Here is a 26,287-nt window from a genome sequence, read left to right as displayed (position 1 = left end):
CAGCCTGCCCGATAGCGCGGGCGCCCCACCATACCCCGTCTTTGTTAAGTAAATAAGTCGTTCGCCGCACCAAGGAGGTGCGGTGTCTGTGGGGTTTTGCAGACTTTTTTCGAGTTGTAAAAAAACCTTGAATAGTTCGTTGACTCTCCCCTTAAGGGCAGAGTTTAGATTCCCGCCGCGTGAGAAGTTGCTGTGGGAAAAGTTACTTTTCATAAGTCGAATTCATGAAGTAGTCACGACATATAGGGAGATAGAAATGAACAATCCATTGGACTTGGAACATGTCGTTGCCAGCACTCGCGAAATCCTCGTACAGCTGTTGGTGATGGATGCGAATGACATCGAAGAAAACAGCAGCATCGTCGAAGACCTCGGTGCCGACTCGCTGGACATCGTCGACCTGAGCTTCCAACTGGGCCGCCAATATGGCTGCACACTGCCGAAAACCAGCGTGCTTGACCATGCGGTGGCGGTTTGCGGGGATGCCAGCGAGTTTCTCGCCAACGGTCGCATTACCGAAAGTGGCAAGCACCTGCTTGAGCAAAGCCTCAGCGCCTACACCCCGGATCAACTGAAGGCGGGCATGCAACCGGCTCAGGTGTTCGCCGCGACTACCGTGCGTAACTGGGCCAACCAGTGCCGCAATCTTTTCAACTACCTGCCGGCCACCTGCCCGGATTGCAACGCTCACCAAGCGGTTCTGAACGAACGTCAACAAGTGGTCTGCGGTGCGTGCAGTGCACGTCTGGTGCCGGCGGATGGCGATGAAGTGTCGCGTCAATTGGTTGAGCAGTTTGTCACCACTCACGCCAAAGAAGCGGTGTAGGAGTTCTCATGCGGGCACGAGAAGTCTATGTGGGCGGGTTCGGTCTGGTGGCGCCGATGGCGCTGGACGCTGCCACGTTGTTCGAGCGGATTTGCCGGAAGCAATCCTGTGTCCGCGAACATCCTCGGTTCAAGGCGCTGGGATTCAACAACAGCGCCGCCGGTTTTATCGACGATACGCAGTGGCAGCGGATCGGGGCCGGTTTCGGTGGCAACGCGGCGCTGCACCCACGGCAAAGTGTGCTGGCCGAATACGTTGCCCGACAGGCGCTGGAGCATGCCGGTCTGACACCGGCAGACTTTGCCCACAGTCGCAGCGGTCTGTTTCTGGGCGCCAACAAGTACTGTGCCGACAGCCACGACCTGCAGCGGCTCAGCCGGTGCATGGATGAGGCCGGACGCGTCGACCTCGACCGTCTGCTGGACAGTCCGGCAGCGTCCAGCGCGACTTTCACCCGGCGGGTCGATCAACAGACGCAGCACCTGGCCGATCGGCTCGGCATCCGCGATCACATCTCGACCCATTCCGATGCCTGTGCCGCCGGCACCATGGCCATCGGCAGTGCTTACCGGGCGATCGAGCGCGGAGAGATCGATCTGGCTATCTGCGGCGCCGTCGAACTGATGGCCAACGAACTGCCTTATTACATGTTCAACAGCCTCGGCGCGCTCTGTCAGGCCGACTTGCCGGCGAGCGAACAAAGCCGCCCGTTTATGCCTGACCGTAGCGGTTTTGTCCTCAGCGAAGGCTCGGCGATGGTCATTCTCGAATCCGCTGAACACGCCCAACGGCGCAAGGCTGCGCCACTGGGCCGGGTGTTGGGTTACGCGAATGTCTGCGAGGCGCAGAAAATGACCTCCAGCAGTCGCGACGGCAGTAAATACGAGGAATGCATGGAAGCCGCAATCGAAGACGCCGGGCTGCTGCGCAGCGCCGTGCAACACGTCAACACCCACGGCACCTCCACGCAGGCCAATGACAGTTGTGAAGCGTTGGCGCTGCAGCGTCTGTTCGGCGGCTGCCAGGACTTCATGACCTTCACCGCCAACAAGTCCGCCATCGGGCACTCCCTGGCAGGCAGTGGTGCGATCGAAGCGGTGCTGTCGCTGATGAGCCTGCGTGACGGTGTGCTGCTGCCGACCCTGAATTACGACTCCGAGCGTGCCGAATACCCTTCGCTGAAGTTCTTGAGCGAGCCGGTGCGACAGCCGATCAGCGTGGTGATGTCCAACTCGTTCGGCTTTGGCGGCATCAACAGTTCGCTGGTTCTGGGGAGGGCATGACATGAACCGAGCCATCTACCTGAATGCCGCTGCGGTGCTGAATGTGGCGGGCAGTGAATGCGCTGACTTGCTCGGCACACCCTGCGCGGCGCAACCGCTGGCATTTGACGCACAGCGTCAGGCGTTTGCCTTGCCGACACCGCGACTGGCCAGTGACCTGTTTGATCGCAAGATTCAGCGCAGCGTCGAACCGCAGGGCTTACGGCTGTTGCATTGTGCTGCACGGCTTGCGCCAGCGCTGGCGGCGCTGCAATTGCCCGCGTCACGCATTGCCCTGACAGCGGCCATTCCTGAAGTCGACGCGCCGAGTCCTTGCTGGGATGCGGTGCAGGCGATCATCGAACAGCCGCAAAAACAACTGGCGCAGTTATTGGCCAACACACCGCCCCTGCATGCGCTGACCCTGCTCAACAGCAGCGTCATGGCCTATGTGGCTGAAGCATTGAATTGCCATGGGCCAATGGGTGGATTTTGTTCTCAGGACAACGCCGGGCTGGATGCGCTGATCGAAGCTTGCCAGCAGATTGGCGAGCGACATGCCGACGCCGCGTTGGTGGTCAGCAGCAGCCCGAACCTGACCCCGGCCCTGTATCTGCGCGAGCCCGATCAGGCGAACGAAGCGATTTTCGGTGAGGGCGCCGCCGCGCTGTTGCTGGCGTCGACACCGCCGCCGGGTGCGGCACACGCCGTGCGCATTGCCGGATTTGCCCGCGGTTACAGCAACGATCCGCAACGCTCTGTGGCGGTGGGTCGGCGCGTCATCGATCAGGTCCTGAGCGTCGAAAAACTGCGGGTCGGCGACGTCGAGCATATCGTCGGCAATTGCGCTGACGGGCAAGTGATGAAGTTGCTCGAAGCTTTCCCGCGCGAGATTCGCAGTACCCGCGCCATGACCGGCGAACTGGGCGCCAGCGGCTTGCTGACAGAGGCCGCACTGACTTTGCATCTCAGCGGTGATACGGCGGCGGCACCGGGTTACACGCTGCTCGTCAGCCACACTCGCGCCGGTCACTGGGGCGCATTGCTGTTGGCCAGTGAAACCATGGAGAAGCACGCATGAGTGCGACACGGATTGTGATCACCGGCATGGGCGCCGTCACCGGTTTCGGTTTCGAATGGCAGACCCTCTGGGAAAAAATGCTCGGCGCCGAACATTGCGTGCGGCCATGGCAGCCGGACGACTTGCAAGAGGCGTCGTTCGCGGTGCGTTATGCCGCGCCTGTCGACATGCGCCTGTTGCCGGAAAAACTGCACAGCCATCCGGCCTGGACGATGCCGCTGGAAAAGCGCAGTCGGTTTGGCTGGGTGGCTGCCACGCAGGCAGTCGGTGACAGCGGCTTGCAGCCAGAACAGTTGCGTGGCGCGGCGGTGCTGTGTGCCTCGGGAGCACCGCAGCACATGCTCGCCGACATGCTGCTGACCGAAGCCCCGAATGGTGGCACCCCGAGTTGGTCGTACCTGATGCCACGGGCCGGGCAAGTGAATGCCGATGGCTCACTGCGCCAGAGCAACGATCGTCTGGCGCGGGTAATCGCCGACGACCTGGGCTGTGAAGGACCGGTGATCAATATCAGCAGTGCCTGTGCTGGTGCTTCACAAGCCATTGGCAATGCCTTCCAGATGATTCGTCGCGGAGAAGTCAGCGTTGCGCTGGCGGGTGGCGCCGACTCGGTGCTCAACCTCGACACCATGGCCGCGTTGTATCTACTCGGTGCCGCGTCGGGCGAGCAGCGCTGGGGCGCGGATCTGTGCCGTCCGTTCGATCGTGACCGCAGCGGTCTGATTGCCGGCGAGGGCGGTGGTTTTGTCGTGCTGGAAAGCCTCGAACATGCCTTGGCCCGTGGCGCCACGCCGTATGCCGAGGTGTTGGGTTTCGGCAGCAGTCTGGACGCCTACAAAGTCACCGCACCGCAGCCGGAAGGACGCGGTGCGGCACTGGCGATGCAGGCCGCGCTCGACGACGCCGGGCTACGGCCGCAGCAGATCGATCTGATCAACGCCCACGGCACCTCTACGCCGCTCAACGACGTGGCCGAAACCCTGGCGATTAAAAGCGTGTTCGCCGAACACAAGCACTATCAAGCCTTGGCTGTCAGCGCCAACAAATCACAGTTCGGTCACCTGATCGCAGCCGCTGGCGCACCGGAATGCATCGTCACCGCGTTGGCCTGCCTCAACGATCTGGTCACGCCAACAGTGAACCTGCATGACGCCGACGAACAGTGCGATCTGGATTACTGCGCCGGGCAAGCCGTCAGTCGCCGAGTGGATTACGCGCTGAGCAATTCCTTCGGTTTCGGTGGCCTCAATACTTCGCTGGCCCTTGGCAAATATCGGGAGCAGGGACAATGACTGACACCACTGTACGTGTCGCGATCGCCGGCAGCGGCTGTGTCTTGCCCACCGGCTGGGGCGTTGAGGGTTTCTGGTCGTCGGCCCGCGGAGGGCGTAGCGCGATCTCGCCCCTGAACTCGTCGTTGTTCCACAGCGAGCGGGTCATTGCGTTCGGGCACATCGCTGATCGAGATCATCAACGTAGCCGTCAGGACGTTGCGCAAAACCTCCAACGTTACTGCCCGCCGGCGGTGATCTGGGGCGTCAGTGCGGTGCGCCAGGCGTTGGCCGAGGCCGAGCTTGAACCGGGCCGCGACAACGTGCGTTTTGGTCTCTATTGCTGCCAGGGCGGTTACACCCATCCGTCGCTCGCGTCTTACGGCGAACTGTTGCACGAGTGTCAGACCGAGAGCGGTGCCGACATGCAGCGTCTGGCCAAACGCGTGTTGCAGGAACGTGCACTCGATCCGTTCCTGGTGCTCAAGAGCCTGAGCAACGGTTTGCTCGGCGTCGTCAGTCTGGCCTTGAAGCTTGAGTGCGAATGCAACGCCTACATGCAAGGCGTGGCCGGCAATCTGGCGGCGCTGCGCGAAGCCTGCGCGGCGTTGCAGAGCGGGCGGATCGATGCGGCCATTGTGGTGGGCGCGGGCAGTGAACTGGATCCGCTGGCCCTCGCCGCACTGGCCGAGGCGGGGGTGATCAGCACCGACGGTTCGCCAAGCCTGCGTGCCTTTGATCGCCAGGGCCGTGGCGGCATTGCTGGCGAAGGTGCGGCGGCGCTGGTACTGCGCCGCGCCGATGACCTGCCGGCAGGGCCGCAAACTTGCCTGACAGCACTGTTCGCCCATCCGCGTCTGGACTCGCTGAGCTTGCCCGACAAACAGGTGGATCTGCTGATCAGCAGCGCCACTGGCGATCCGCACAAGGATGCCGATCTGGCCCGCACGCTGGCGCGAACCGGCGCCGCGCACATCACCAGCAGCACGCCGCTGACCGGCATGCTCAGTGGTGCACCGAGCCTGGTTGACCTGATCTTTGCCCGGCAGGCTTTGCAGGCGCAGAGCATCCCGCCGGTCAGTGGCCTGGAGCAACCGCTGGATGCGCATCTGCCGTTCGTTATCGGCGGGCCGCGCGATGCCGTGCTCCACGATTGCCTGGTCATCAACCGCGACGACAACGGTTTTAGCGCCGGTTACCAACTCGAATTTCACGCGGCTGACTGACCGTCGGCACGCAACGAAACGCAGCTGATTTTTTACTCAAGGGATAGAACTGTCATGGATTACCGCGATTACGTACGACCGAAATTCGTTGAATTGATGCAGGCCCTGGGCCTGGAATGCCAGTTCCACAGAGCGCTGGGCAGCAAACTGTTTTACCGCGACCGCCAGGGCGAAGAGGTGACGGTTACCGACTTCCTCGGCGGTTACGGCGCCGCGCTGTACGGCCACAACGATCCGCAATTTGTCGATCAACTCGTCGACCTGTTGCGCGCCGATGTGCCGTTCAACGCGCAGATGTCGGTGCGCGGTGCGGCTGGTCAGTTGGGGCGTGAACTCAGTGAAGCGTTCAACCGTGAGCTGAACAACAGCGAACGCTACATTTCGACCTTTTCCAACAGTGGCGCCGAGTCGGTGGAAATCGCCGTCAAGCACGCCGAATACCGTCGTCAGAAAAACCTGCAGAAGCAATTCGACGAGCGTGATTTCGCCCTCGCCAATCTGGTTGCCAGCGACAAGGCTTACGTCGAGCTGGACGTCGACGATCTCGATTTGCCCGCCGGCCTGCTGCCGCAGAATCTGTCCTGCGTCACCGTGCGCCAAGTGGCCGAAGCGGTGCGTCAGCACAACCTGGCGCAGTTGCATGTCGAGCCGGTGTTCCTCGCTGTGCGCGGCAGCTTCCACGGCAAACTGGTGAACACCGTTCAGTTGACCTATGGCAAGCAGTACCGCAAGCCGTTCGCCCGTTTTGGCCTCAACGTCGAGTTCATCGACCCGCAGCAACCCCTGCAATTGCAAGAGCTGCCGGCCCGTCATATCCGTCATTGGCTGAGCCTGGAATGGAGCGGCGAAACCCTGCAGGTTCGCCGTGAGGCGTTCAGTGCGATCACCGCTGTATTGCTGGAGCCGATCCAGGGCGAGGGCGGCATCAACGAGTTCGCCAATGAGTTCTATCTGGGCCTGCGGCGCCTGTGCAACGAGCAGCAATGCCCGCTGATCATCGATGAAGTGCAATCCGGTTTCGGCCGCACCGGCACCTTGCTTGGCGCCAGCCATTTCAACTTGCAGGGTGATTACTACTGCCTTTCGAAAGCGCTGGGCGGTGGGCTGATGAAAATCGCCGCGACGGTGATTCGCGCCAGCCACTACGAAAACGATTTCAGCTACATCCACAGTTCGACCTTTGCCGAAGATGATGCGTCCTGTCATATCGCCCTGTCGGCCCTGCGCCGTCTGTTCGAGAACGACAGCGCGATGCTCAAGGACGTGAACAAGAAGGGCGAGTACCTCAAGGCTTCGCTGCTGGAACTCAAGGCGGCCTATCCGGACGTCATCGCCGATGTGCGTGGGCGTGGCTTGCTGCTGGGCTTCGAACTACACGACCTGACCGGCACCAGCTCACTGGTTCAGGCATCGGCGCAGTACAACGATGCGCTGGGCTACATCATCGCCGGCTACCTGCTGCAATTCGAATCCCTGCGCGTGGCGCCGTCGGGCAGCAACGCCAATGTGATTCGTCTGGAACCGCCGGTGTGCATCACCTTCGAAGAAATCGACGGCTTGATCGGTTCTTTGCAGAAAGTCTGCGACATGTTGCGCCGCCGCGATGCCTTCCCGCTGGCGGCTGGTGTGTGTGCCGACAGCATCGCGCAAGTGCCGGCCCGCGAGGTCAGCTTCAAGGAGGATGAAAGCCTCCCAAAGTCTGATGAGAACGTGCGCGTGGTGGCGCGCGTGGCGTTCATCAACCATCTGATTGATTCGGACATGCTCAGCGACGTCGATCCTTCACTGTCGACCCTGAGCGCTGAACAGAAACGCGAGTTCATCAAACGCATGGCCCCCGAGCGCCGTGCCGCGCCAATCGGACCGGTGCAGATTCGCTCGAAACTCGGCACCGCCGTGGAATTCACCCTGTACCCGCTGTGCATGGATTCCGATGCGATGGCGGCGTACATCGCCAGCGGTGATCTGCAAACCATCCGCGAAGAAGTCGGCAACCGCATCAAGGATGCCCGCGCCGATGGCTACACCGTCGCCGGGCTGGGCATGTACACCTCGATCGTCACCAACAACTGCCAGGCCCTGCAGATTCCTGACATGGCGCTGACTTCCGGTAATGCACTGACCATCGGCATGGGCCTGGAAGCCATCGAACAGGGCTGCAAACAGCAAGGCCTTGAGCTGGGCGAGCAGACCGCTGCGGTGGTCGGTGCCGCCGGCAACATCGCCTCGACCTACGCCTCGCTGCTGTCGACCAGCGTCGAGCACCTGATCCTCATCGGTAGCGGCCGCGACGGTTCCCTGCGTCGTCTGGAAAAAACCGCGCAACAGATTTACGCCGAAGCCGCCCGCGCGATTCTCAAGGGTGTCGCCGAACACGATCGCCTCGCCCGTCGCCTGCAGCAAATTGATGGAATCGATGGACTCTTGCAGGCCCACGGCAGCAGTGCCGATCTGGGGCTGCGCGTAGCGAAACTGGTCGAAGAACGCTTGGGCGCGAACGCCTTCATCACCGTCAGCAACGATCTTGATGTGCTGAAACAGGCACGCATCGTGCTCTGCGCGGCGAACGCACCGCAGCCGTTTCTCTTTGCCGAGCACTTCGCCGAAAACAGCGTGATCTGCGACATCGCCGTGCCGCTGAACGTCGACCAGAACCTCGCCAGTCAGCGCTCCGACGTGCTCTACATGCACGGCGGCATCGTGCAGACGCCGCTGGGCGATGGCCTAGTGAAAAACGTTCGCGCCTATCTCAAGCAAGGTCAGTTGTACGCGTGCATGGCCGAGTCGGTGCTGATGGGCCTGTCCTGTATGAAACAGCACTACTCCTACGGCGACATCAGCCGCGAGCAAGTGCAGCAGATTCGTGCACTGGCGGCGACTCACGGCTTCAGCCTCGCGCAGTTCAAAACCGACAACTCGCTTTAAGGAACGGTCATGCCGAATAAAGTAGCAGTAGTGACCGGTGGCAGTCGCGGCATCGGTCGGGCGATTGTCCAGACCCTGGCCGGGGCGGGTTATCAGATCGCGTTCAGTTACGTGCGCGATGAAGTCGCGGCGATGGCTTTGCGCGATGAGGTTCAGGCGTCGGGCATCGATTGCCTGGCGTTGCAGTGCGATGTCAGCAGCGGCGACAGCATCAAGGCGTTTTTCGAACGGGTCGAGGAGCATTTCCAGCGTATCGATCTGTTGGTCAATAACGCCGGCATCACCCGTGATGGCTTGCTGGCGACGATGTCGGCGCGCGACCTGGTCGAGGTGATCCAGACCAACCTGATCGGCACGATGCTGTGCTGTCAGCAGGTGGTGCCGGGCATGTTGCGCCAGCGCATCGGTTGCATCGTCAACATCAGTTCGGTGGCGGCGCAGAAACCCGGTAAAGGCCAAAGCAACTATGCCGCCGCCAAGGGCGGAGTCGAATCGTTGACCCGTGCCTTGGCGGTGGAGCTGGCGCCGCGCAACATTCGCGTCAACGCGGTCGCCCCGGGCATCGTCAAGACCGAGATGAGTACGGCGCTGATTGGCAGTCAGGAGGAAGAAATCCAGTCGCGTCTGTTGATCAAACGCTACGCCGAACCGGAAGAAATCGCCGAAGCGGTGCTGTACCTCGCCGATCGCGGTTTGTACCTGACCGGGGAGGTCCTGTCGGTTAACGGCGGGCTGAAAATGCCATGAACCGGACGATTCTGATTACCGGAGCGGCGAAAGGCATCGGTCGCGCGGTCGCCGAAAATTTTGCCGCCGACGCCGGCAATCGCCTAATCCTGCTGGATCTCGATCTGGCCGAACTGCAGCGCTGGGTTGATGAACAACAGGAGCAGATCAAGGCGCGAGTCGAAACCTACGCGGCGAACATTGCCGACCTGCCGGCCATGCAAGCGTTCTTTAAAACCCTCGGTTCGCAAGTCGAATACGTTGATGTGCTGGTCAACAGCGCCGGCATCTGCAACGAGAACGAACCGGAAGATCTGCACAACTGGCACAAGGTGATTTCGGTCAACCTCAATGGCACGTTCTACGTGACCTCGTTGTGTCTGGCGCTGATGCCTGACCGTGGGCGGATTATCAACATGTCGTCGATCCTCGGCCGTGCCGGCAAGGTGCGCAACACCGCGTACTGCGCCTCCAAGCACGGCATCGTCGGCATGACCAAGGCGCTGGCGCTGGATCTCGCTTCGCGGCAGATCACCGTCAACGCGATTCTGCCAGCGTGGATCGACACGCCGATGTTGCAGGGTGAACTGGCGACGCAAGCGGCGATTGCCGGGCTGACCCAGGAACAGATCGTACGCAACGCGAAGAAGAAACTGCCGATGCGCCGTTTCATCCAGAGCGAGGAGGTGGCGGCGATGGTGCGTTACCTGGCCAGCCCCGAGGCTGGCGGGGTGACCGCGCAGAGTCTGGTGATCGATGGCGGTGTCGGGTTGGGAATGTAGCGATGCCTCGATTTCACAACAGTCACATCGTGTGTGCGGTATGGGCGTGCATGGCTGCGCCCACCGCGATGGCCGAATTTACCGTCGCTGATCTGAAGCCCGATTACGCCGACGGTGAAGTCGGCGTGGCCACGGCCATGCGTCTGCACGGCGACGACCAGATCACGCAAAAAGCCGTGTATTTCAAAGCCAACCTGGAAGACAACTGGGAGGGCGGTTACTACAAGGCCAAGGGCCGTGTGCGTTACGACGCGCGCTACGACGGCAACAATCCGTACAGCGAACGTGCACGCGACAAATACCGTTTCGACGCCGATTGGCGGCACCTCTACGTCGGCCATTCGCTGGGTGACGGAGAGGTGACAGTGGGCTGGCAGCAAGTGGTCTGGGGCCGCGCGGATGAATTGCGTGTGCTCGATCAGATCAACCCGCTGGACTATCGCGACGGTCTGACGCCGCTGCTGGAAGACAGCCGCATCGCCGTGCCCATGGTGCGCTTTGCGCAACCGGTGGGCGAGTGGGAACTGGAGGCGCTGTGGATCACTGACTTCGTGAAAAACCAGGCGCCGGTTGAGGGCAGTGAATTTGCCGCGCCACTGTTTGCTACGCCGGACCCGCAGTATTTCCTGCTCGATTCCAAGCCCGGCTATGACGGCGACAAAGGCTATTCCTATGGCCTGAGCGCCAACGGCCGGATCGGTGCGGTGGACACCAGTTTTGTCGCCTTGAGCGCCCGTCAGCAAGACCCGGTGTACGCGGTCGAAGGCCTCGCCGACGACGGCCGCACGCGGCTGGAACGGCAGTTTCCCCGTTACACCATGGGCGGTGCCGGGCTGGCGATCGACGCCGGGCACAGCATCGTGGTGCGCAGCGAGGTGGCGTATTTCGACAACTGGCGCGTGACCAATCCGACCCGCGCCTACGGTGCCGACAGTACGCCGATGGTCAAGTCGCTGCTGGGTGTCGACTACCTGTTGCGCGACTGGCTGATCTCCGCGCAATGGCAGGAACAAGTGCTGCTCGACTGGCAGGACGGCATGTTGCAGGACAAACACGAACCGCTGTTCACCCTGTCGGCCGAAGGCACTCATTGGCAAGACCGCCTCAAGAGTCGTCTGGTGGTCGCTGGCTCACCGCCGTTTCAGGACGACGCCTTGCTGCAAGGCATCTTCACCTACAAACCGGTCGACTACATCAAGCTCGGGCTGGAAGTGGATGTGTTCTTCGGCAAGCCCGAGAAGACTTTCGGCGAGTACAGCAAGCGCGATCAAGTACGGCTGTCGGCCGGTTATCTGTTCTGACCCATCACGCCTGCCGCTCTCGCGCAGGTGCACTCATCCAACGAAAAGGAAGTTGTTATGTTGCCGTTTTTGAAAAGTCTGACCACCGCCGCACTGATCCTCGGTAGCGCCTGCGCCAGTGCCGCCGAGGCTGGCAATGCCGATGAGATCATCCGTCAGGTACGCGATCGCAATGACGGGAACAGCTTCATGTCCCAGGTCTCGCTGATCCTGCATGACAAGAAAGGCAATACCCGGGTTCGCGAGTTCACCTATCTGCAAAAGGATTACCCGGACAGCGACAAGTTCAGCATGTACTTTTCTGCACCGACTGACGTGCGTGACGTGGCCTTCCACATCGAAAACCCGCACGAAACCCTTGGCCTGGAAGACAGCCAGTGGATGTACTTGCCGGTCAGCCGCCAGACCCGCCGCATCTCCACCACCGACAAGCGCGGCTCGTTCATGGGCAGCGAGTACTCGTACGCCGATCTGGACAAGATCCGCGTTAAAGACTACTCGCAGAAACTCGTCGGCGAAGAACAGATCAAGGGCCGCGACTGCTATGTGATCGAGCGCGAACCGGCGTCTCCCGAGGTGCTGGCCAAGACCGGTTACAACAAGCTGAAGGTGTGGATCGACAAGCAGAATTTCCTGGTCATGCGTCAGGATTTCTTCGACGTCAAAGGCGTGTTGATCAAGCAGATGCGCACGCAGAAAGTCGCGACCATCGATTCGATCGACAGCATCGTGCTCAGTGAAACCGAGCACTTCATCGACGGTACGCGTTCGGAAATGCGCTTCAACCAGTTGCAGTACAACGTTTCTCTGGAAGACCGCCTCTTCACCCAGACCGCCATCAAACGCGGGCTGAAAACCGGTGACCTGCCGGACTTTGCCGTGTCTGCCCGCTAAGCGCCGACCCCGACGACCTGGAACCGCATGATCATGGAAAGATATCTGAATTTCGTCGAGCGCTATGCGCGGGCGATTGTTTTCCTGCTGGTGGCGATTACGGCGTATTTCACTTATACGCTGGGCGCGCTGGTGTCCGACACCAACCCTTATCTGCTCAAGGAAAGCCACCCGGCGCGCAAGACCATCATCGATTTGCAGGGTGAGTTCACCGGCACGTTCGACTCGGTCATGGTGGCGCTGAACAACCCGCAAACGGTGTTCAACAAATCGACGCTCAACGCGCTGTTTTCGATGTCGCAATCGGTGCGCAAGATGATTCTGGCCAACGATGCCGACAAGGAGCAGTTGGCGCAAATCGTCGCCCGGCATGCAGGCGACAGCCGTGCGCAGTTGTTGACCCGGGATATTCTCGAGGATGGCTTTTCGCAGAACGATTACGCCAACGCCAAGGCATTGCGTGATCATGCCCAAAGCCAGAACTGGGATGCCCATGATCAGTTGTTCCTGACCTTTCTCGCCGAGCGGATCAACCCGATCCGCGAAATGGCCTCGATGGGCGACCTGGAAAACATCGTCCTGACCGACGACGGCGAGCTGTTGATCCACAAAACCCTGAATGCTTATGACATGGACCCGGCGCTGGTCGAGTCGCAGATCATGGGCAACGAACTGATGGTCGACGGGGTGGTGTCCAAGGACAAGAAAGTCGCGATGCTGGTGGCCGAACTCGGCACCAAGCAGGACGACGCTCAGGCGCAACTGCGGGCTTATCAGATCGTGCGCGGCATCGTCGCGCAATATCAGGCCGAACACCCGGAGTACAAGGACGAAATCTTCATTGCCGGCATGCCGATCTTCATCGCCGCGCAACAGGAAATCATCGATCACGACCTGGCCGTGCTGTTCCCGATCGTGTTTTTGCTGATTACCTTGCTGCTGATTTTCTTCTTCCGCAAACCACTGGGCGTGCTGTTGCCGCTGTTCAACATTCTGTTCTGCACCATCTGGACCTTGGGCCTGATGGCGCTGTTGCGGGTGCCGTTCGACCTGCTGACCAGTGTGCTACCGGTGTTCCTGTTCACCATTTGCTGCTCGGATGCGATCCACGTGATGGCTGAATATTACGAGCAGAAAAACGCGGGCAAGAGCAATCGTGAGGCCAACCGTGAAACCCAGCGCTTGATGGTGGTGCCGGTGGTGTTGACGACCGTGACGACCATCGCCACGTTCATGATTTCCACCACCAACAACATTGTCAGCATCCGCAATTTCGGCGTGTTCATGTCGATCGGTCTGACCGCGGCGCTGATCATTTCGCTGTTGCTGATTCCGGCGTGGATTTCCATCTGGGGCAAGGATCAGCCGCAGCAGGCCAAGGCTGAGGTACACAAGGAATCGATCATCTCGCGGTATCTGGTGGCGTTCTGTGCCTGGATGATCCGCTTTCGCAAACCGATCCTGATGGTCATGCTGCCGCTGTTGGCGCTGGCCACCGTGTTCACCTTCCGCGTCGATATCGAAGACTCCGGCATCGCTTACTTCAAGCCGGAAAGCCACATTCGCGTGTCCGATCAGTTCATCAACCACGCCAAAGTAGCGGGCACGGCGCCGGGCTGGATCGCGATCGACAGCAAAGAACCACGCGGCGTGCTGACCACCGAAGTGGTGCAGTTCATCGACAAGCTCGACCACTTCATCAAACAGCAACCGAACGTCAGTTACGGCTACTCGCTGGCCACTTACGTCAAGCGCATGAACCTGGTGCTCAACGACATGAACCCGGAGTATCTGCGGGTACCGAATGCCGTTGAGAAGGTCACGTCGGTCAATGACGACGGGCAGGTCGAGCAGTTTGAAGTGCCGGGCAATTCGCTGATCGAGCAACACGTGATGCTGTTCGAAAACGGTGGCGGTTCGGACCTGAACAACGTGCTCAACGCCGATTTCTCCAAGGCCTTGACCCTGTACACCATGACCTCGTCGGTCGCCAGCGACTATCAGGGCATGCTCGACCGCCTCGATGCCTGGTTGCTGGTCAACAAACCGGCCAACCTGGAGGTGACCCACGCCGGCACGCCGTTGATCTGGACGGGCGTCCTGCAGGAAATCACTCAGGGCCAGGTGCTGAGTTTTTCCCTGGCCTTGCTGGTCGTTACGCTGATGATGATGTACTGGCTCAAATCGGTGCGCTTGGGAGTGCTGGGCATGCTGACCTTGCTGACCACCTCGGTGACGGTCTATGGCTTCATGTTCCTGTTCGGCATTGAGCTGAACATCGGCACGACGCTGGTGACGTTCCTGGTGGTCGGCGTGGTGGATTACGCGGTGCACCTGTTGTCGCGGATCAAGTTGCTGGTGCAGCAGGGCATCGAGATCGACGCGGCCATTTTGCAGGCGATGCACAGCGTCGGCCGCTCGACGGTGATCAACGTGGTGATCTTTTCCGTGGGCTTCATGGCGCTGCTGTTTTCCGACTTCAAGCCGATTGTCGATCTGGGTGCACTGGTGGCGATGGCGCTGTTTTCCAGCGGAGTCATGACCATTGTCCTGGTGACGCTGGTGTCACCGTGGTTCTTTGCGGCGATAGCACCGGTGCATGCGCCGGTTCAAGCGCTGCGCACAGAAGGGGAGGCGGTACCGGGCTGATTCGCCAACGACCGGGCGCGCCTGCCCTGAGACGACAGGCGAACCCGGTCATGCGGCGCAGCAGGGTTTTCAGTTCAGTGTATTGACCGGGTTTTTTTCGCCATAGCGGGCGATGCGTTCGAACTGACATTCCTGGCGGGCGTCGTTGAGGTTGTGTTCAAACGCCTCAAGGCCATCATGCAATTGCTGCAAATCGCCGATCTGGGTCACCAGTTCGGCTTTTTTTTCGGCAATGGCTCGTTGCGCCATGTCCCACGGGAATTCGTCGCCGCGGTAGTTGTTGAGGATCACCTGCAGCTCTTTGAGCTTGAAGCCCAATTGCTGGGCGCACTTGATGAACGTCAACACCTCGACACTTTGCTGGCTGTAGATGCGGTATTTGCCTTCACGCTTGGGCTCGGGCAACAGGCCGATTTCTTCGTAATGGCGAATGCTTTTGACTGTGGTGCCCGACAGTTGGGCGGCTTTGCCGATATACATAAGGTCCGTCTCGATGATCAAACATAGCGTAGCGCGATCAGGCGTCATGCCGGATCGGCGGCGATTATATGTCCAATACCATCAGAAAATGGCAACTGCGCGTAAATGACGTGCACAGGCGACGGACGGGCTCGAGAAGGGAGCCCGAAGAGGCACTGACGGCGGCTTGTGCGCCGTCAGTTGAGGCGGCAGGAAAGCCTTAGACGGCGGCGGTCACGCGCGCCTGTTCCAGCCAGGCATCGCGCTGGTTTGGCTTGGAGCCAAGGATCGGCCCGAAGGTCAGCGTCTTCAGTGGCTTGATGCCGCAGAATTCCAGCGTGGTCTTGCGCATCTGATTCAGCCCCGGCATCCCATAGATCCATTTGTAGTACCAGTACGGCGTGTCCATGGTCACCAGCAAATGCGCGGTACGGCCCTTGAGCAGCTTGTCGGGGAAGGCTTTGCCTTCGCGATATTTGAAGGCGAAACCCGGCAGGAAAATCCGGTCGACGAAGCCTTTCAACAGTGCCGGAATCCCGCCCCACCAGATCGGATAGACGAATGTCAGGTGCTCGGCCCAGGTGATATCGGCCTGGGCTTGCAGCAGGTCCGGCTCCAGTGGCTGCACCTTGTTGTAGCCTTCGTGCAGGACCGGGTCGAACTCCAGCGCATCCAGACGCAGCAGCCGCACGTCATGCCCGGCGTCCTTGGCGGCCTGAACGTAAGTCTCACTCAATGCCCCGCAAAAGCTGTCGGTGGAGGGGTGACCCAGTATCACGAGCATTCGTTTGCTCATTGTGTGTACTCCTGAAATGAAGCTCGCAGGATAGAGTCTGCCCCTAGCGGTAGAGTCAAGGCACCAGCGCATCAAACAAGGCCCGGGCGTAACCGGGCAGGTGGTCGAAGTCCCGCGCACACAGTTGCAAGGTGCGATGCGCCCAGACTTCGTCCAGCGGCCGGCACGTTACCGAGTGCACCGCCGCCCAGCGCTCGATGGCCACCTTGGGCACGATGGCCAGCCCCGCACCTCGCGCCACCATGCGCATGACGCCCTCGAAGCCATCGGCACGGATCCGGATCGACATGCGCTGGCCGATGTGCAGCGCTTGTTCCTCCAGGTGAATCGCCAGTGCGCTGTGGCTGCCAAGCGCAACATAGTCGTGCGCCAGGGTTTCACCAAACGTCAACGACGCCTGACTCGCCAAAACATGCTCAGGGGGCAGGATCAGCACCAATGGATCGTCGCGAAAGGGCCGGGTCTGCAGACCGTGGGTGTCGACCGCATCGGAGACGATCCCGAGGTCCGCCGCGCCTTGGCGCAAGGCATGGGTGATGCGCGCGCTGGGCAACTCCTGCAAGTCGATGTCGAGATTGGGATGATCGCGCAGGAAGTCCGCGAGTACTTCCGGCAGGTATTCGGTGATCGCCGTGGTGTTGCACAGCAAACGCACCTGACCTTTGACGCCTTGGGCATAGTCGGCCAGATCCTGCTGCAGGCGTTCGGCCTGTTGCAGGAGGATGCGCGCGTGCTGGGCCAACGCTTTACCGGCCGGCGTCGGGGTGACGCCACGACGGCCGCGTTCGAGGAAATCGATGCCGAGCGAGGCTTCCATTGCGCGGATTCTGGCGCTGGCGGCGGCCAGGGATAAATGGCTGCGGACGGCGCCAGCGGTGATGTTGCCGGTGTCGAGGATGTGCAGGTAGAGGCGCAGGTCGGTGAGATCGAAGTGCATGATTGGCAGCCTCTGGTTTTTGTGGTGTCTGGGCTGGCCCCATCGCTGGCAAGCCAGCTCCCACAGGTTTCAGGGTTGATCTCTAAATGTGTGAACAACAAAAATACTGTGGGAGCTGGCTTGCCAGCGATGAGGCCAACAGCTTCAAAAAAATATCAGCCTCTTGTCCAGTGAGAGGCACCCTCAGTATATGGCAGATTTTCAGCCAACCCCGACTGGCGCACAGTAGCGCCATGCACACACTCACAGATTTCTACCAACACCTCGGTCTAGCCCTGTCCCTGCTGGTCATCGTGACGTTCATGCTCGCCGGCCTGATCAAAGGCGTGATCGGCCTCGGCCTGCCTACCGTCGCCATGGGCTTGCTCGGTCTGGCTATGGCACCGTCGCAGGCAGCCGCATTGCTGATCATCCCGGCAACCCTGACCAATGTCTGGCAACTGGCTTTCGGCGGTCATCTGAAAGGACTGATCAAACGCCTCTGGCCGATGCTGCTGATGATTTTCCTCGGCACCGGAATAGGCACGTTATCGATCGGCATGGCGGGCGGGCATTGGGTGGTGCGCGGGCTCGGCGCGGCCCTGTTCCTCTATGCGTTGAGCGGTTTGTTTCTGCCAACGCTGAGCGTCAATCCACGCCATGAAGGTTGGCTGGGGCCGGCGTGTGGTTTGATCACCGGTGTCATCACCTCGGCCACCGGCGTCTTCGTGATTCCGGCGGTGCCGTACCTGCAAGCGCTGGGCTTGAATCGCGATCAACTGGTGCAGGCACTGGGCCTTTCATTCACCGTTTCGACGCTGGCATTGGCCGCTGGATTGCTCTGGCGTGGCGCCCTCGGTGGCGGCGAACTGAGTGCTTCGCTGCTGGCGCTGATCCCGGCCATTCTCGGTATGTTGCTGGGCCAATGGCTGCGCGAACGGATCAGCGCCGTGTTGTTCAAACGGGTGTTCTTTGTCGGTATTGGCGCGCTCGGCGCCCACTTGTTGATCAGCGGTTAGCCGAGGCTTCGCTGAGCATTTCGATCTGGCGGATATCGAAATCGCGCTCCAGATAGTCCATGCGCTGTTCAAAGAAAGCCTTCATGTGCGGCAAATTCGAATGCACGTCCAGGTGCGCCTGGGAGGCCCAGATCTCGTAGAAGATAAACAGCGTCGGATCTTCCTTATCACGCAGCATGTGGTACTCGATGCAACCTGGCTCGGCGCGGCTCGGTTCGACGTAGGCGCGAAACAGCGCTTCGAAAGCCTCGGCTTGTTCCGGGCGGGTCTTGGCGTGCAGGATAAAACCCAAGCGTTCACTCATCACAACGACTCCTCACATTCAGAATGCCGCGGATGTTATTGCAACAATCGGCGATGGATTCGTGCTTTCTGATCAAATGTATTTTGCGCAATCAGGCCTTATTCCGCGCGAGGCGGATCGTTAATCTGCCGCCATTCCAGTTTCCCTTCTCCATCCAGCCCAATGGCTGCGCCGAGGCTTTCTCATGAAAAAAGTGCTGTTGCTCAATGGCGGTAAAAAATTCGCCCACTCTGACGGTCGCTACAACGCCACCCTGCATGAAGCCGCGTTGAGCGTGCTGGATCGCGGCGGTTTCGATGTGAAAACCACCTTTATCGACGAGGGCTACGACGTTGCCGAAGAAGTGGCGAAATTTCTCTGGGCCGACGTGATCATTTATCAGATGCCGGGCTGGTGGATGGGCGCGCCATGGACGGTGAAAAAGTACCTCGACGAAGTCTTCACCGAAGGCCACGGCAGCCTCTACGCCAGCGATGGCCGCACCCGTTCCGATGCGTCGCAGAAGTACGGCAGCGGCGGTCTGATTCAGGGCAAGCAATACATGCTGTCGCTGACCTGGAATGCACCGCAGCAGGCCTTCGATGACCCGACTGATTTCTTTGAGGCCAAAGGTGTCGACGCGGTGTACTTCCCATTCCACAAGGCCAACGAGTTTCTCGGTATGACCGGGTTGCCGACGTTCCTTTGTGTGGATGTGATGAAGCGGCCGAATATCGAGGCTGATGTGGCGCGTTATGAGCAGCATCTGACCGAGGTGTTTGGCCTCAAGGCTTGAGTGTTTCAAGCTACTATCGGTGGTAACAGCAAAAGATCGCAGCCTTCGGCAGCTCCTACAGGAACCCATTTCCATGTAGGAGCTGCCGAAGGCTGTGATCTTGGCGATTTCAAAGAGGACACCCGTGAAAGCCAGATCCGATGAGTTGCAGATTTTCGTCTGCGTGATCGAATGCGGTTCGATTTCCGCCGCCGCCGAACAGGTCGGGCAAACGCCTTCTGCGGTCAGTCGCACATTGTCGAAGCTGGAAGCCAAGCTCGACACCACGCTGATCAACCGCACCACGCGGCGCATGGATCTGACCGAAGAGGGCAAGTATTTCTTCGAACAGGCCAAGCTGATTCTCGATCAGATGGATCAACTCGAAGAACGCCTGTCCTCGCGCCAGCAAACGCCGTCCGGGCGCCTGCGGATCAACGCCGCGTCACCGTTCATGCTCCACGCAGTCGTCCCCTACATCGACGAGTTTCGTCGTCTCTATCCGGACATCCAGCTCGAACTCAACAGCAATGACCTGATCATTGACCTGCTGGAACAAAGCACCGACATCGCCATCCGTATCGGCACCCTCGCTGACTCGACGCTGCATGCGCGCTCGCTCGGTTGCAGTCCGCTGCTGATCGTCGCCAGTCCCGCCTACCTGAAAAAATATGGCGCGCCGCAGCAAGTCGCGGACTTGAGCGAACACACCTTGCTCGGCTTCACTCAGAACGAAGGCCTCAACCAATGGCCGCTGCGCTATGTGCACGGCGATCGCTGGCCAATCACCCCGGCCATCAGCGCCTCCAGCGGCGAGACCGTGCGGCATCTGGCGCTGGAAGGGCAGGGCATCGCTTGCTTGTCGCACTTCATGACCATCGACGACATTCGTGCCGGGCGCCTGAAAGTCTTGCTCGCTGAATTCAACAGCGGTTATCGCCAGCCGATCAACGCCGTGTACTACCGAAACTCGCAACTGGCGCTGCGCATTCAGTGCTTCCTCGACTTTATCCAGAGCAAACTCGCCGCTTACGCCAGCGCCGATTTCAAGGGCTGATTCGTGACCTCTGCGCAAGAGTGAATTGGTCGAGGGCGGGTTTTTCCCTCGGATCCACAGGCCGATACTCGTCCCATCACTTATTCACGCAGGGAGTTTCTCCATGAACGTATTCGTCACCGGCGCTGCCGGTTTTATCGGCGGCTCCATCGCTAGCGGTCTGGTCAAGGCCGGGCATCAAGTCACCGGTCTGGTGCGCAACCCTGAACAAGCGGCTGAGCTCAAGGCACTGGGCATGACCCCGGTCATCGGCACCCTCGACGACAAAGCATTGCTCGCCGAACAGGCCCGTGCTGCCAACGCAGTAATCAACGCCGCCAGCAGCGACCATCGCGGCGCCGTCGAAGCATTGCTCGATGCTTTGCGCGGTTCCAACAAAGTGTTCCTGCACACCAGCGGTTCGAGCATCGTCGGCGATGCATCGGGCGGCAAGTCCAGCGATGTCATCTACTACGAAGACAACTTGCCAGAGCCGACTGTCGACAAAGCTGCGCGCGTGGCAATCGATAACCTGATCCTCGCAGCGGCGCAGGACGGCGTGAACTCGGCGGTGATCTGCAACACGCTGATCTACGGCCACAGCCTGGGCGTTATCCGCGACAGCGTGCAACTGCCGCGTCTGCTCAAACAGGCGCGTAAAAGCGGCGTGGTGCGCCACGTCGGCACCGGCCAGAACATCTGGTCCAACGTGCACATCGAAGACGTCGTCGCCCTGTACCTGCTGGCGCTGACCAAGAACGTACCGGGTACTTTCTACTTCGTCGAAAGCGGCGAAGCATCGTTCATCGACATGACCACCGCCATGGCCGAAGCCCTGAACCTGGGTCAACCACAAGACTGGCCACTTAAAGACGCCGAAGCCGAATGGGGCTACGAAATGGCCAATTACGGCCTCGGCTCCAACAGCCGCGTACGCGGCAAACACGCTCGCGAACTGCTGGGGTGGGCACCAAAGCGCACGTCGGTGGTTGAATGGATTCGTAACGAAATGGTGTGATCCGTACGCTACGTCCCACAGGTTGTGCATCCTGTCTGGAGGAATGCGATCAAAACTGTGGGAGTGAGCCTGCTCGCGAAAGCGGTGGATCAGTCGGCAAAGATGTTGAATGTGAAGCCGCCTTCGCGAGCAGGCTCGCTCCCACATTGGTTTCTCGTTCACCGAAAAAGTATGTAAATCCCGCCCCGAAATTTTCATTAATCACGACAAGACATATCCGTTAGCGACACGCCTTGCCTCTCCACGAAAATTACTTTCATGTGGTTTGAAATCTCGATCTCGAAATGATTTATGAGTTTCACAACCCATTCGAACGTGACCCTTTCGAGGAGTACCGCATGACGCCTTCCTTCGGCTATTGGCTGCTGGTCTATGCCGCCGTCGCCATCATTGCGCTGATCGTGTTGATTGCCCGTTACCGGCTCAACCCGTTCATTGTCATCACCCTGATTTCCATCGGCCTGGCACTGGTGGCGGGGATGCCGCCGTCGGGTGTGGTAGGGGCGTATGAGGCCGGGGTGGGCAAGACGCTGGGGCATATTGCGCTGGTGGTCGCGCTGGGGACGATGCTTGGCAAGATGATGGCCGAGTCCGGTGGCGCCGAGCAGATGGCGCGTACGCTGATCGACAAGTTTGGCGAGAAGAACGCGCATTGGGCGATGGTCTGCATCGCTTTTCTGGTCGGTCTGCCGCTGTTCTTCGAAGTCGGTTTCGTCTTGCTGGTGCCGATTGCGTTTACCGTGGCACGGCGCGTCGGCGTGTCGATTCTGATGGTCGGTTTGCCGATGGTCGCCGGCCTGTCGGTGGTGCATGCGCTGGTGCCGCCGCACCCGGCGGCGATGCTCGCGGTGCAGGCCTATCAGGCGTCGGTCGGGCAGACCTTGCTGTATGCGATTGCCATCGGCATTCCCACCGCGATCATTGCCGGGCCGCTGTACGCCAAATTCATCGTGCCGCGCATTCAACTGCCGGCAGATAACCCGCTGGAAAAACAATTTCTCGACCGCGAACCCCGCGACAAACTGCCGGGTTTCGGCATCACCATGGCGACCATTCTGTTGCCCGTGGTGCTGATGTTGATCGGCGGTTGGGCCAATCTGATTTCTACCCCAGGCAGCGGTTTCAATCAGTTTCTGTTGTTCATCGGCAACTCGGTGATTGCGCTGCTGCTGGCGACCTTGCTGAGCTTCTGGACGCTGGGCATCGCCCAGGGCTTCAACCGTGAATCGATCCTCAAATTCACCAACGAATGTCTGGCGCCGACCGCCAGTATCACCCTGCTGGTGGGCGCTGGCGGTGGCTTGAACCGCATTCTGGTCGACGCGGGCGTCACCGATCAGATTGTCGGTCTCGCCCACGAATTCCACCTGTCGCCGCTGATCATGGGCTGGTTGTTCGCGGCGTTGATGCGCGTCGCCACCGGTTCCGCGACCGTGGCCATGACCACCGCGTCCGGCGTGGTCGCACCAGTGGCCATTGGTCTGGGTTATCCACACCCTGAACTGTTGGTGCTGGCGACCGGCGCTGGCTCGGTTATCTTTTCCCACGTCAACGACGGCGGCTTCTGGTTGATCAAGGAATACTTCAACATGACGGTCGCGCAGACGTTCAAGACCTGGACCGTGCTCGAGACGTTGATCTCGCTGGTCGCTTTTGGTCTGACCGTCGGCCTTTCTTACCTGCTGTAACCGGAGCACGCCGCCCATGGACATCCTCTACCAGATCCGCGCCCGCCAGGATTCCTTCAGTGCCGGCGAAGGGCGCATCGCCCGGCTGATGCTCGACGACGTTGGCTTCGCCGCGAGCACCAGCCTCGAAGACCTCGCGCAACGTGCCGAAGTCAGCACGGCCACGCTGTCGCGTTTTGCCCGCACCGTGGGCTGCCGCGACCTGCGTGATCTGCGCCTGCAACTGGCTCAGGCCAGCGGCGTTGGCAGCCGTTTTCTCGACCCGGCGGGCACGCCTGAGCAGTCGGCGTTTTACGGGCAGATCGTCGGCGATATCGAAACCACGCTGCGCCAGCATCTGGCCGGATTCGACGAATCGCGCTTTGCCGATGCGGTGAAAATGCTCGGTCAGGCGCGGATGATTCACGCCTTCGGCATGGGCGGTTGCTCCACCCTGTGCAGCGACGAATTGCAGGTACGCCTGGTGCGCCTCGGCTACCCGATTGCCGTGTGCCATGACGCGGTGATGATGCGCGTCACCGCCGCCAGCCTGAACGCCGAGCAAGTGCTCATCGTCTGCTCGCTGACCGGCATCACCCCGGAATTGCTCGAGACTGTCGAGCTGGCGCGCAACTACGGCGCGCGCATTCTGGCGATCACCCGCGCCGACTCGCCACTGGCAGAACTGGCCGACATCGTCCTGCCGCTGCAAGGCGCAGAAACCTCGTTCATCTACAAACCGACGGCGGCCCGCTACGGCATGCTGCTCGCCATCGATGTGCTGGCGACCGAGCTGGCACTGGCCAATCCTGAAGACAATCAAGAGCGTCTGCGGCGGATCAAACTCGCCCTCGACGAATACCGTGGCGGCGACGATCACCTGCCGCTGGGAGACTGACATGCTGTACGACACGCTGATTCGCAACGCCCTGATCATCGATGGCAGCAACATGCCCGGTTACCGCGCCGACGTGGCGATTCGTGAGGGCCGCATCGAGCGTATCGGTGACTTGCACGACGCCACTGCAACCGAAGAAATCGACGCCGCCGGTCGCGTGCTGGCGCCGGGCTTCATCGACGTGCACACCCACGACGACACTATGGTGATTCGTCAGCCAGAGATGCTGCCCAAGCTCAGCCAGGGCGTGACCACGGTGATTGTCGGCAACTGCGGGATCAGCGCTTCGCCCGTGACATTGAAGGGCAATCCGCCCGACCCGATGAACCTGCTCGGTACAGCGGCGGCATTCGTTTATCCACGCTTCAGCGATTACCGCGCGGCGGTGGAAGCGGCCAATACCACGCTGAACGTGGCGGCACTGATCGGCCACACGGCGCTGCGCAGCAATCATCTGGATGATTTGTTCCGTACCGCGACGCCAGAAGAAATCGCGGCGATGCGCGAACAGTTACGCGAAAGCCTTGAGGCTGGTGCGTTGGGTTTATCCACAGGTCTGGCGTACGCCAGCGCCTACAACGCCTCCACCGATGAAGTGATGCAACTGACCGAAGAACTGACGGCATTCGGCGCGGTGTACACCACGCACCTGCGCAGCGAATTCGCCCCGGTTTTGGAAGCGATGGAAGAAGCGTTCAGCATCGGCCGTCATTCGCGTTCGCCGGTGATCATTTCCCACCTCAAATGTGCCGGCGTCGGTAACTGGGGGCGCAGTCCGCAACTGCTCGCGTCGTTGGAAGAGGTCGCCAAAACTCACCCGGTCGGCTGCGATTGCTACCCGTATGCGGCGAGTTCATCGACACTGGATTTGAAGCAAGTCACCGATGCGCATCGCATCACCATAACTTGGTCGACGCCGCACCCGGAAGTCAGCGGTCGCGACCTGATCGACATCGCTGCCGAATGGAATCTGCCGCTGCTCGATGCCGCCAAACGCCTGCAACCGGCCGGCGCGGTGTACTACGGCATGGACGAGGCGGATGTACGAAGAATCCTCGCCCACCCGTTATCGATGATCGGGTCTGACGGACTGCCCGAAGATCCGTTCCCCCATCCGCGCCTGTGGGGGGCTTTCCCACGGGTGTTGGGCCATTTCAGTCGTGATGTCGGGCTGTTTCCGCTGCACACGGCCGTACACAAGATGACTGGGCTGTCGGCGGCGCGGTTTGGTTTGAAGGAGCGCGGCGAGATTCGTGAAGGCTATTGGGCGGATCTGGTGTTGTTCGATCCGGCGACCGTGCGTGATGTCGCGGACTTCAGTGATCCGCAACGGGCTGCGCAGGGGATTGATGGGGTTTGGATCAATGGCGTGTTGAGTTACCGCGATGGACAGGCGAATGGCAGGAGAGAAGGGCGTTTTCTGGCACGCGAAGGTGATTTGCGCCAAGGGTTTCATTGATTCTGATGGCGCCAAAAGATCGCAGCCTTCGGCAGCTCCTATAGTGGAACGCATATACCTGTAGGAGCTGCCGAAGGCTGCGATCTTTTGACTCACGTCTCATAGTGGCACTCTGAGATTAAAGAAAGTCATCAACAGGCCGAATTGCTGACATCCACCCCGTCTACACTGTCGGGCTAATCAGTCAGGGAGCACCCCATGAGCTTCGGCAAAACCACCCCGATCCTGCGGATCTTCGATGAAGCCAAAGCCGTAGAATTCTACGTCGACTTCCTCGGCTTCAAGATCGACTGGCAGCACCGTTTCGAGGCGAACTTCCCGTTGTATCTGCAGGTGTCCCGTGGCGAGTGTGTGCTGCACCTGTCCGAGCACCATGGCGATGCGACGCCGGGTTCGGCGCTGCGTATCGAGACGGATGAGCTGGAGGCGTTTCAGCAGCAGTTGGTGGCCAAGGATTACAAGTTCTCCCACCCGGGTATTCAGGCGATGCCGTGGGGGAGCCAGGACATGACGATCGTTGATCCGTTTGGTAATCGGCTGGTGTTTACCAATGCGATTTGTCTCTGAGCTGAACAGCCCCTCACCCTAACCCTCTCCCGGGGGGAGAGGGGACTGACCGAGTTGTCTGGCGCTATGCACCGACCTGAAAGATCTGCAGCGATTATGGATTCACAGCAGCACTTTCAGGTCGGTGTATTTAGCGAACATCCCACTGTTGCCCCCTCACCCTAGCCCTCTCCCAGAGGGAGAGGGGACTGACCGAGTTGTCTGGCGCTATACATCGACCTGAAAAATCTGCAGCGATTGTGGATTCACGGCAGCACTTTCAGGTCGGCGTATCTAATCAAGATCCCCCGTTCGGCCCCCTCTCCCTCCGGGTGTATGTACCGGAGACATGGTGGACACATGTTCGGAGACATGGTGGACGGTTTTAGATCTTCTTACCTGCCGTCACGATCTGCAAGTTCAAGTCGATTCGGGCGATACGATGTCTACTCCAGTAGACATCGTGGATGCC

Annotated in this window: 23 protein-coding genes; 19 read left to right on the top strand and 4 right to left on the bottom strand. The window is 60.2% G+C overall.

All coding sequences use genetic code 11. The features are described from left to right. The first annotated feature begins 256 nt into the window (after window positions 1-256). The 11 genes from CKW26_RS28565 (at window position 257) to CKW26_RS28515 (ending at window position 14,943) form a co-directional block, all read left to right on the top strand. On the top strand, window positions 257-826 hold the full coding sequence (locus tag CKW26_RS28565) for an acyl carrier protein (protein ID WP_095051043.1): 570 nt from the start codon (window positions 257-259) through the stop codon (window positions 824-826). Between the two features lie 8 nt (window positions 827-834). Further along, window positions 835-2,109, top strand: a complete 1,275-nt coding sequence (locus CKW26_RS28560; RefSeq protein WP_095051042.1) for a beta-ketoacyl-[acyl-carrier-protein] synthase family protein — start codon at window positions 835-837, stop codon at window positions 2,107-2,109. 1 nt (window position 2,110) lies between these two features. After that, window positions 2,111-3,169 carry a beta-ketoacyl synthase gene (locus tag CKW26_RS28555; protein WP_095051041.1) on the top strand — a complete coding sequence of 353 codons (1,059 nt, stop codon included), beginning with the start codon at window positions 2,111-2,113 and terminating at the stop codon, window positions 3,167-3,169. Then, entirely contained in the window at window positions 3,166-4,461 is a 1,296-nt protein-coding gene (locus CKW26_RS28550; RefSeq protein WP_095051040.1) for a beta-ketoacyl synthase, read from the top strand. Before CKW26_RS28555 ends, CKW26_RS28550 begins: the two co-directional genes overlap by 4 nt. Beyond that, on the top strand, window positions 4,458-5,666 hold the full coding sequence (locus CKW26_RS28545; protein WP_095051039.1) for a beta-ketoacyl synthase N-terminal-like domain-containing protein: 1,209 nt from the start codon (window positions 4,458-4,460) through the stop codon (window positions 5,664-5,666). The genes CKW26_RS28550 and CKW26_RS28545 overlap by 4 nt, the downstream gene beginning before the upstream one ends. A 54-nt stretch (window positions 5,667-5,720) precedes the next feature. Beyond that, window positions 5,721-8,591 (top strand): aminotransferase class III-fold pyridoxal phosphate-dependent enzyme, encoded by a 2,871-nt coding sequence (locus CKW26_RS28540; protein ID WP_095051038.1) that lies wholly within the window; start codon window positions 5,721-5,723, stop codon window positions 8,589-8,591. 9 nt (window positions 8,592-8,600) lie between these two features. Continuing rightward, entirely contained in the window at window positions 8,601-9,338 is a 738-nt protein-coding gene (locus tag CKW26_RS28535; protein WP_095051037.1) for a 3-oxoacyl-ACP reductase family protein, read from the top strand. After that, window positions 9,335-10,099 (top strand): SDR family NAD(P)-dependent oxidoreductase, encoded by a 765-nt coding sequence (locus CKW26_RS28530; RefSeq protein WP_095051036.1) that lies wholly within the window; start codon window positions 9,335-9,337, stop codon window positions 10,097-10,099. Before CKW26_RS28535 ends, CKW26_RS28530 begins: the two co-directional genes overlap by 4 nt. A gap of 68 nt (window positions 10,100-10,167) precedes the next feature. Continuing rightward, window positions 10,168-11,400 (top strand): DUF1302 family protein, encoded by a 1,233-nt coding sequence (locus CKW26_RS28525; RefSeq protein ID WP_371857766.1) that lies wholly within the window; start codon window positions 10,168-10,170, stop codon window positions 11,398-11,400. Window positions 11,401-11,457: 57 nt separating this feature from the next. Further along, a complete protein-coding gene (locus CKW26_RS28520; RefSeq protein ID WP_093442334.1) occupies window positions 11,458-12,294 on the top strand; it encodes an outer membrane lipoprotein-sorting protein in 837 nt (278 codons plus the stop codon). A gap of 33 nt (window positions 12,295-12,327) precedes the next feature. Further along, complete coding sequence (locus CKW26_RS28515) at window positions 12,328-14,943, top strand: RND family transporter (protein WP_095051053.1); 2,616 nt, start codon at window positions 12,328-12,330, stop codon at window positions 14,941-14,943. A 69-nt stretch (window positions 14,944-15,012) separates the two neighbouring features. Here the strand turns inward: CKW26_RS28515 and CKW26_RS28510 are convergent, their stop codons facing one another. From CKW26_RS28510 to CKW26_RS28500, 3 genes are all read right to left on the bottom strand, one after another. Next, window positions 15,013-15,423 carry a MerR family transcriptional regulator gene (locus tag CKW26_RS28510; protein WP_034154373.1) on the bottom strand — a complete coding sequence of 137 codons (411 nt, stop codon included), beginning with the start codon at window positions 15,421-15,423 and terminating at the stop codon, window positions 15,013-15,015. A 199-nt stretch (window positions 15,424-15,622) separates the two neighbouring features. After that, a complete protein-coding gene (locus CKW26_RS28505) occupies window positions 15,623-16,198 on the bottom strand; it encodes an NAD(P)H-dependent oxidoreductase (RefSeq protein ID WP_095051034.1) in 576 nt (191 codons plus the stop codon). Between the two features lie 55 nt (window positions 16,199-16,253). Further along, on the bottom strand, window positions 16,254-17,135 hold the full coding sequence (locus CKW26_RS28500) for a LysR substrate-binding domain-containing protein (RefSeq protein ID WP_093442329.1): 882 nt from the start codon (window positions 17,133-17,135) through the stop codon (window positions 16,254-16,256). Between the two features lie 233 nt (window positions 17,136-17,368). On the opposite strand from CKW26_RS28500, the gene CKW26_RS28495 reads away from it, so the two are divergent. Next, entirely contained in the window at window positions 17,369-18,133 is a 765-nt protein-coding gene (locus CKW26_RS28495; protein WP_095051033.1) for a sulfite exporter TauE/SafE family protein, read from the top strand. Here CKW26_RS28495 and CKW26_RS28490 read toward each other — a convergent pair. Next, complete coding sequence (locus tag CKW26_RS28490) at window positions 18,123-18,437, bottom strand: putative quinol monooxygenase (protein ID WP_095051032.1); 315 nt, start codon at window positions 18,435-18,437, stop codon at window positions 18,123-18,125. The two genes, CKW26_RS28495 and CKW26_RS28490, sit on opposite strands and share 11 nt — an antisense overlap. A gap of 184 nt (window positions 18,438-18,621) precedes the next feature. On the opposite strand from CKW26_RS28490, the gene CKW26_RS28485 reads away from it, so the two are divergent. The 7 genes from CKW26_RS28485 (at window position 18,622) to CKW26_RS28455 (ending at window position 25,836) form a co-directional block, all read left to right on the top strand. After that, window positions 18,622-19,212 carry an NAD(P)H-dependent oxidoreductase gene (locus CKW26_RS28485; protein ID WP_095051031.1) on the top strand — a complete coding sequence of 197 codons (591 nt, stop codon included), beginning with the start codon at window positions 18,622-18,624 and terminating at the stop codon, window positions 19,210-19,212. A 124-nt stretch (window positions 19,213-19,336) separates the two neighbouring features. After that, window positions 19,337-20,248 carry a LysR family transcriptional regulator gene (locus tag CKW26_RS28480; RefSeq protein ID WP_095051030.1) on the top strand — a complete coding sequence of 304 codons (912 nt, stop codon included), beginning with the start codon at window positions 19,337-19,339 and terminating at the stop codon, window positions 20,246-20,248. Window positions 20,249-20,351: 103 nt separating this feature from the next. Further along, window positions 20,352-21,245: an NAD-dependent epimerase/dehydratase family protein gene (locus CKW26_RS28475; protein ID WP_095051029.1), complete on the top strand. Its 894-nt coding sequence runs from the start codon at window positions 20,352-20,354 to the stop codon at window positions 21,243-21,245. Window positions 21,246-21,583: 338 nt separating this feature from the next. Continuing rightward, a complete protein-coding gene (locus CKW26_RS28470; protein ID WP_095051052.1) occupies window positions 21,584-22,933 on the top strand; it encodes a GntP family permease in 1,350 nt (449 codons plus the stop codon). A 16-nt stretch (window positions 22,934-22,949) separates the two neighbouring features. Beyond that, window positions 22,950-23,810 (top strand): MurR/RpiR family transcriptional regulator, encoded by an 861-nt coding sequence (locus CKW26_RS28465; protein WP_095051028.1) that lies wholly within the window; start codon window positions 22,950-22,952, stop codon window positions 23,808-23,810. 1 nt (window position 23,811) lies between these two features. Next, the gene (locus CKW26_RS28460) at window positions 23,812-25,269 is read left to right on the top strand and encodes an amidohydrolase family protein (RefSeq protein ID WP_095051027.1); all 1,458 of its coding nucleotides are present in this window, start codon (window positions 23,812-23,814) and stop codon (window positions 25,267-25,269) included. A 198-nt stretch (window positions 25,270-25,467) separates the two neighbouring features. Next, entirely contained in the window at window positions 25,468-25,836 is a 369-nt protein-coding gene (locus tag CKW26_RS28455; RefSeq protein WP_095051026.1) for a glyoxalase superfamily protein, read from the top strand. The last annotated feature ends 451 nt before the right edge of the window (window positions 25,837-26,287 follow it).

Origin of the sequence: Pseudomonas sp. Irchel s3h9 (assembly GCF_900187475.1) — a bacterium.
GTDB classification, from domain to species: Bacteria; Pseudomonadota; Gammaproteobacteria; order Pseudomonadales; family Pseudomonadaceae; genus Aquipseudomonas; species Aquipseudomonas neuropathica.
Note: the sequence above shows the minus strand (reverse complement) of the source record. Positions and strands in the feature narration are given on the sequence as shown.